Annotated in this window: 3 protein-coding genes and 2 pseudogenes; all 5 read right to left on the bottom strand. The window is 53.6% G+C overall.

Annotation, left to right across the window (positions count from 1 at the left end; genetic code table 11):
• Positions 1–177: 177 nt before the first annotated feature.
• Positions 178–723 (bottom strand): annotated as a pseudogene (locus NG895_RS12700) (glycosyl hydrolase).
• 88 nt (positions 724–811) lie between these two features.
• Positions 812–856: pseudogene (locus NG895_RS30890) on the bottom strand (hypothetical protein); the annotation flags it as partial.
• 675 nt (positions 857–1,531) lie between these two features.
• Positions 1,532–2,320: a GntR family transcriptional regulator gene (locus NG895_RS12695; protein ID WP_252852884.1), complete on the bottom strand. Its 789-nt coding sequence runs from the start codon at positions 2,318–2,320 to the stop codon at positions 1,532–1,534.
• Between the two features lie 725 nt (positions 2,321–3,045).
• Positions 3,046–6,045 (bottom strand): exo-alpha-sialidase, encoded by a 3,000-nt coding sequence (locus NG895_RS12690; protein WP_425267227.1) that lies wholly within the window; start codon positions 6,043–6,045, stop codon positions 3,046–3,048.
• 39 nt (positions 6,046–6,084) lie between these two features.
• Positions 6,085–7,677 (bottom strand): sodium:solute symporter family protein, encoded by a 1,593-nt coding sequence (locus NG895_RS12685; protein ID WP_252852882.1) that lies wholly within the window; start codon positions 7,675–7,677, stop codon positions 6,085–6,087.
• Between the last annotated feature and the right edge of the window lie 305 nt (positions 7,678–7,982).

The raw sequence follows: 7,982 nt of genomic DNA, 5'->3' as shown, positions 1-7,982 counted from the left end.
ATCCTTCGACGATCAATCGGCCGCCGACCCCGTCGGGTGGGAGGTGGCAACAACTGCCGAACCGATTGCCATTGCTTGTTCGTCAAATCACTGGAATACTGACACTCCGTTTTCATGCTGCGGCTCCTTCCTTGAGGCTGCTAACCAAAAGAGGGAGCCGTAGCTGTTTTTTGCTATTCAGGCAATTTCAAAACACGTTCTGAGGGTTGCCGATGTGCGTCCGTCGTTTGTCGTACGCCAAACGGTCGGAGGCTGTTTTCCGCCAGTATCAGGATGCCACAACTCCGGTGCTCGATCGGCAATTCGGAAGAGACATTCAACATCTACCGGGTATTCCGATTGATTTGAAACGAAATAGAAGTCAGTGTCTTCTACTAGTCAGTGTAGGTAGTCGAGTGGCGAATTATCTCCACCATTGACGACTTCGAAATCGGGAAGTAAGCCCTGTCGATCGAGCAATTCAACAAGTGTCGTGTCTGGCGATACGATGCCGTACTCGCCCCACATTTGTGTCGCCAATTTTTGCACCTCGCCGTCGCAGTCGGGGTAGTTACTAAGGCTAGGCGATTTAATTGGTCGTGGACCCCAAATCGTAGCACCCGACTCGATGAGTTGCTGCAACTTGCGAAGGATCTCTGGTCTTATGGTGGAATGGTCGGACAACACAAGGACGCGATAACGCATACCGCTGGGTAGTACGAGACGGCCCTGATCGACCTCCATAGACATCAGGGTAGCCGACCGGACCTGACGGAATACTTGAGCTGACATGGAAAGCTTGAAATCCCCCCAGACCGACTTCCTTCATTGCTTCTAAATCCCGAGTGATACCCTCCTTGGTCACATTGCCTCCCATCCAGTGCCACCACGTATGTGGGCGGGCTGTCATTGGTGGTTCGTGAAATCGGTCCTGCCAGGACTCTTCCGCGCGGATCACCGAGTTCGCTGAGAATACCAAGACTAACGTGAGCAGAATGTAATGCATGACGGTAATCGAACCCTTAGACGTCAGATGAACCCCGAACAAATCTGGTGTTTGAGTCAGAATTGGCTCTCTCGCCGCACCGAGCAGCGATCGGCAATTGGCACTCGCCGGCAAAGGACAAGGATGAGCTGTAGGGTTAATGCAGTTGATGCTCATGCCGACAAGCCCACCTTCTTATGGTTTGATGCGGTTGACGACCATGCGATGCCAGTTTACCTCAGCGAATCGCTGAGATTTGCCTTCAAGGCGAAAGGGATCTCGGAAAAGGCCTACCGCTCCACCCCCGTTGGCAACGAAGTGTCACTTAGACGTGGCAGACAATACCCGCGCAGGCCGGCAATGTCCCGAAGGGCATCGCTTGGCACTCAACTCGCCTGCTCCTGAGTTGGCTCTCCGCCTGGGTTGCATACCAGTGGGTCGTGCGGGCTTTTCTCGACGCGAGAATAGCGCTCTCTCTCGATCGATTTTCAGCATTGGCATTCAGGTGTAGCATGGTATTCCTGAAACGTCCGCCCAATATCTGTGAACTGTATGGAAGTCGGAGGGTTATGTCGCATCGTCCAATGGACGCTCCTCATCGGCGACCTGCTCCAATTCCTTGGCCAAATCCTCTGGCAAACCGAGTGAATCGAAGGCCGGGCTAGGAGGTGCAGCTTCCCTCTGCCCGAAGTAAGCGAGTGTCTCATTCATCGATTGATGAATGTGGTCGAACATCCACTTCGAAGCCGCCTGGCCATCTCTTTCCCGGAGCGCTTTGAGTATATGCTTGTGGAATGAGCACGCGCCGAGGACGATGGCGGAGTCATGAGATCTGCGCCGGATGCGAAACACCTGCGACACGGCCCGAGAATCGGAAACTACCTTTTGCATGCGGGAGTTGGCTGCAACGCGAACGATGAGCATGTGAAATGCCATGTCGGCAGCGAGAAATCGCCTTAGGCGTTCTCCCTCTAATACCTTACCCTTGGTCTTGTCTAAGTCTTCTGCTATCTGTTCAATAGCATTGCTGAGAATCTCCAGCTGTTTCAGCTGAGCGGGTGAAAGCTTCCCAGCAGCTTTCCGGGCCGCGTACGGCTCAATGGCCTCTCGAAGTTCATAGATTTCAGCCACATCATCGATGGTAATTTCTTTGACTACAGTTCCGTAACGGGGGAGCTGTTCAATGAATCCCTCGGACACGAGTTTCCGCACGGCTTCACCCACGGGTGTCCGGCTCATGCCTAGTCGTTCTGCGAGTTGCTTCTCTGAAATCACTGCACCTGGAAGCAGTTGACCACTCAGCAGCTCGCTTTGGAGTTGGGAGTAAACTTGGCCTGCCAATCCAGTGAATTCCATTTTCGTATTCTCTCTTTAACACGTACGCACGGACCGAATTGCAGCCGCGGTGAGTAGCGAACATCAGTTGTTCAACTGCTCGAGTTGCAAGCCTCACCGCGGATAGTCTCTTCCGGCAGGTTGGAGGCACTGGTTGCGAGCAAGCACGTTGATGTAACCAACTGTCAATTGCCGCAATGTTCGAGGTCGGTGGGCAGCTAACCGACAGGATACAAGCGCTAAATAGCCCGTCAGGCGTTCGCCTTGAAGTCAGCTCCGCCTTCCGAATCCTAATCCAACTCAATACATCGCCTCGACATCACCTACACCGCAACAGCAAGTCCCCAAATGTAGACGATCACTTTTCGGAATAGCTCTGCCGGCCCCTTCTTGATGCCCTAAAACGCCTGTGATTCCAAAGAAATGCTAACAGAATTCCAGTGCCTGAATCGTATTTTAAACATCGCCTGTTGTCCAGTCGGAAGCCTTTTGGGCATTAGCTCAGCCACAAAATAGCGGGGTTTCTGAAACAGCTGTAAGGATTGGTGCGCTGACATACATTGCCATGCCTCCTCTAAACGAAGTGCCTCCAGCCGTGTGAAATCGGGTCGAGATCTGCACCGGCAGGGCTGGCCAGCGATCGAAATACAGCGCCGCTATCAAAGTCTGAAAACGGGACATCAAGGTACATCCGGTTTCACGTAGCGATTCGGAATACGCGCCGTAATTGGAGTTATTTGAAGGCACTACAGTTCTCCATATCCGCCTTCCAGAGCAAAAGCTACGTGCTTAATGAGGCGGCGATTCCACGTGTAGATTACGTGGACCAAGCCATCGGCAGTTTGAACAACGGCCGGAAAGCTGAATTCGCCTTTCCTATCTCCCTCGAGATCGCCAAGTCGCTTCCACTTTGTCCCGTCGACAGATATCGCAACACGCAATAGTCCGCGTTGCTTATCGTCGTCCTGATCATGTTGCATGGCATTGTAGACGATGAGCTGACGACCGTCCTTCAGGGGCAGGGCGTCGATGCCCGAATGGGGATTAGGCAGATTGGTGCTCTTCATAGCGGACCAAGATTTGCCGTTGTCTGATGACGAACTGGTGGCGATCACGCCGTCTTTAGTACGGCAGAGAACCTGCAATTGTCCATTGCCGGGTCCTAGAAACGTTGGCTGCGCGGCATTGAAATCGCCCGTTTCAACTACCGGTTCGATCCGTGTCCACTCTCCACTCGGCAGACCATCGACTAGATGCACCGATTCGAAGCGTATTCGCCAGTCGTCATACTCTGTGGAGGAAGCGCATAGCAAAGTTTGGTCACCAGGAAGTAAAATCGGCTTACTTCGATCCGGCCCCAGTATGCCTTCGGGCAGTCGACGCCGGCCCCTAAAGGTGCGTCCACGGTCGTAGCTGACCATATACTCTCCCCACCACTGCTCCGGTGTTGGGCCGACCTTGAAGAACAACAACGTTGGGGCATCGCCAGGTGGTTGATATAGAATTGGATTCCAGCACGGATAACGCAGCTCGCTGTGTTGAATCCCATTGGCTACCTGTATGGGTTTACTCCATTTCTGGCCGTCGTGATAACTGGTCCAGATGCCGACATCATCCGCCCCTTCCGAGCTACCGCCGAACCATGCTGCCACAAGGCCACGAGAGGTTCTGCAAATGGTCGAAGCATAGCACTCCTCGAAAGGGGCTCGCTCAAAAATGTGCTCTTCCGTGACGAGTCCGGGGAACTCCGATCGTCTTACTTCTGCCGGTTGCCGGGCACGTTTTTGCTCTTCTGAAAACTGTATGCAATCGTCATGGGCGATGTGGTAGATGCGACCATTTTCACTTCCGACTAACAGGTCTGGTTTACCATCTCGATTGAAATCACATGCGGCCGGGCTCGATGTGTGACCAGCGACATTGCGACGGGCTAAGTCTCCAATCTCTTTAAGAACTACCTTGTCACCACGATCCTCACAATTGCGGTACCAAGTGGCGTTCTGGGAATTTACCAAAAGGTCCAGTCGCGAGTCGCCGTCCCAGTCCACCATCGCCAACTTCACTCGCCCAGAACCGCCGCACGTTTTGGTGGTCAATCGAATGGCATTGTTATCTTCATCGATGAAAATCCGCTGGGCCTTTCCTCCGGCTGAGCGGAGAGTCAAATAGCCCTCCTGATCGAGCAGTACCAAATCGAGTTCTTCATCGCCGTCGAAATCGACCGCCAACGGCGTGGTACGCCATTGCGTCAAGGCCGAGCCCGATGGCGTCTGCCACCAATACCACTTTGGTGGAAACTCGCTGAGTCCTGTGTCGAAGGGGCGGTCTACAAATGTGCCAGAGTTATTGATCAATAGTCCAAGCCGAGCAAGGATTGAGTTGTAGATGATGTCGCCATCTCCGTCACCATCCCAGTCGGCTACGGAAAGGGTTGTATAGCCCCATTTTGCTTCGCAGGGGCCTTGGATCGACCCGTTTTCACCCGCCATCACACGAAACGGCTTGAGGGCTCCGCTATCTAGCCTTTCATTGAGCAACTTTGGTTTGTTCCATCTTGGTAGACCGTTTTCATCCACACCCAGATTCTCGAAAATTCCAATCTGGCCTGCCGTGTTGCCACACACGATGTCTTCATCGCCATCGTTGTCCCAGTCGTAGGCAAACGGTGTAGCCAATGCGCCGAACTTCAGCGTGTCAGCCTCTTGCTTGAAGTACTTTGGCGATGCAAAGACCGGTGCGTGATTACGGAGCTTGCCGGTGTTCTCAACAAAAGCAACTCTGCCATCCTCGTCTCCAACGATCAAATCCAAGTCGCCGTCCGCATCCCAGTCAATGGCGGTGGGAGTTATCATTTGGAGATGCATGGTTAGCGGCTCCCCATTGGCGTTTTTAAGCTTCTGCCCTGATCCGTACCGAGGCACGGTTCGCGAACCCGTATTCTGGAAGTAGGTAAAACCGTCCATGAACTCACCGCACAGCAAATCCAGGTCTCCGTCTCCGTCAAAGTCAGCAACATTGGGACTCGGCCAGCCATAGACATCGATCTCTCCACCACCGGCTCGAAGTCGGTGTGGCTGCTTGGAGTAAGCGGGTGACTCGTCGGTGCCCTCATTCGTAATCAGATAGACATATCCATGCAGCGGACCATTTTGCCAGTGCCCGTGATTGTCGTAGGCATGATCCCACCCCAGGTCCGACCAGTCGCCTATGCCGACGATAATATCGTGATCGCCGTCGCCTTCGAAGTCGACGTACCGCCACATGTTTCCCCGCGTGCGACCGTTCGCGTGACTGTTAGGATCGGAAGGCGCTTGAACTCTCTGGGGATTGCTGAAGTCGAAGGAGCCGGAGGTCTGATCGCGGCGGTACTCTTTGGCCGGCGTAAGTATTACCGGCTCCTCATCGACCATGCTGAGCATCATGTAGTGGTAGCCATTGCCGATGCGAACTCCGGATTTAAAGACAGGCATTCGTTCGCGGGGATCTTGCGTAGTGTTTTCGAAGAAGTAGGTTCCGCGAGTGGGCTTGTCGGGACAACCCACAAGCAAGTCCAAGTCGCCATCGCCGTCGTAGTCCAGTGGCATTGGGTAGGCCCACAGTCCAACGCCAAGATCGACAGTTAGGTTCGGATTATTGTACTGCAGGGGCTGCAACTTCCATGCGGAATCTTCCGCACCAGCACGAAGCCCAGTGCATTGCCCGATCAGCAAAACGAGGATTGTCCGAATGCGGAGGAAATGAGACATGGATGAAGCCTTAACCAGTGAATGATTACGGACGAGCCGCTAGGGAACCCTTTTTTGTGCGAGTAGCAAGCCCAGCAGCACCATCGTCATTGGACCGATTACGATGACCAATTTCAAATTGAACGGACTAGCGTACTCGCTTAGCGATTCTGGCCAGAACTTGCCCCCGGCGAAGACCATCCAACCAATCAAAGCCATTCCAGATCCGAAAATTGCGACGGCTTGTTTGCTGCGGATGGACGGCACAGTTAGTCCCAGTAGGAACAAGCCGATGATCGCTGCTCCCAATATGGAAGACAGATCCCACCATATGTCAAGCACGCTTTCGGTAAGCCTTACTAAGATCAACGCCATCGCGGTTCCCATCGCCCCCCAAGCAACGGTCGCCAGGCGCAAGATGCCGACGCACTCGGAATCCGACGCATCGGGTTTGAACAATCTCTGGTAGATGTCGCTCATCACCAGCGTGGCGGATGAATTGAGCGACGTCGAAACCGTGCTCATCGCCGCTGCAAAAACAGCGGCAATCAATAACCCTCGAGCACCTTGGGGAAGCTGCGCGGCTATGAAGTGTGGAAACACGCGATCCCCCAACTGCTGATCCGTCAGCTCGCCAGCGATTCGATCGAGTTGCTCCTGGTAGTCGAGGGCATCGACCGAAACGCCCGACTGCATCAGTTTCTGCTCGGCGACGATTCTTCGCAATTCTTGCGTTTCTAAGGGATGGCTTTCGTAGAAAGCGTACAGTGATGATCCGATAAAGAAGAACAGGGCGCTCACGGGTACATAAAGCAATGCTCCCAACCACACGCTCTTGGCTGCTTCGCGGTCGGATCGGGCGGCGATGTAGCGTTGGATGTAGCTCTGGTCCACGCCGAAATTGCGAAGATTGTCAAATAATCCAAAGGCCAAGATAACCCAAATCGTAGTTTGCGAGACTTCGAGCAGAGAAGCACTGCCGAGTGAGAATTTTCCGTTATCGGCAGCCACTTTGATTACCTCCGAAGGGCCACCGGGCATGCCCGCCAACAAGATGCCAAGCGCCAAGAGTGCTCCGACAAGCAACACCACAGCTTGAATCGCATCTGCCCAAATCACGGCGACAATTCCACCTACGAACGAATAGATCGTCACCACCACACCTGTCACGCAGATTACCGTACGCAGGTCCCAGCCAAAAAGCACCGCCATCGGAAGTGCCATTAAGTACATCACAACACCGATACGCGCGACCTGAAACAAGAGGTAAAAAACGCTCGCACACATCCGCGCCCACAAGCCGAATCGCGTCTCCAACCACGAATAGGCGGATATCTCCCCTGACTTGCGATATAGCGGCACGAAATATCGGACGGCAATCAGGGCAGCAAGCGGAAGCGCCAACGAATACAGAAAGAAATTCCAATTGTCAACGAACGCTTTTCCAGGAAGCGCTAGGAAGCTGATGCTGCTCAGGTAGGTCGCGAAGATTGATAAACCACACAACCAACCCGACAAGGTCCTTCCCCCGGCAGTAAATTGGTCGGCCGAATTGTTCCGTCGCCAGAAGAATAGCCCAAGGGCCATGATGCCGACAAAGTAGCCGGTCAGTACGCCCCAGTCGACGCCGGAGAAGTACACTACTGAAATCATGCTGCCTCCACCGGGCCGTTTGACGCTCGTCCTGCAAGCACCAGTGTATCGGTTAAAGCAAACTCCGCAGTCCCATGCAAATCACCTCAGCCACGTCGAATCGGAGGGGACATTGCAGCCACATTCACGATGTCTTGCGACAACAGATGACTGAATCGTTCTTCGGCCATCGCATTTCACAAGCAATCGATTGCCGTCCGAAGTCGTGAGAGTGCCACCTGCAGAAGGATGAAAAGCAAAAACTCATGGACAATGGCCGCAACAATCCAGGCAATCTTCGTTGAGACTCGATTTCAACTTCCCTG

The organism is Aeoliella straminimaris, assembly GCF_024054565.1.
Lineage (GTDB): Bacteria > Planctomycetota > Planctomycetia > Pirellulales > Lacipirellulaceae > Aeoliella > Aeoliella straminimaris.
The sequence above is the reverse complement of the archived record's forward strand: the minus strand, read 5'-3'. Positions and strand labels throughout refer to the sequence as shown.

Coding starts and splice junctions, on each gene's coding strand:
- NG895_RS12695 (WP_252852884.1), bottom strand. CDS start 2,320: ATGGAATTCACTGGATTGGCAGGCCAAGTTTACTCCCAACTCCAAAGC.
- NG895_RS12690 (WP_425267227.1), bottom strand. CDS start 6,045: ATGTCTCATTTCCTCCGCATTCGGACAATCCTCGTTTTGCTGATCGGG.
- NG895_RS12685 (WP_252852882.1), bottom strand. CDS start 7,677: ATGATTTCAGTAGTGTACTTCTCCGGCGTCGACTGGGGCGTACTGACC.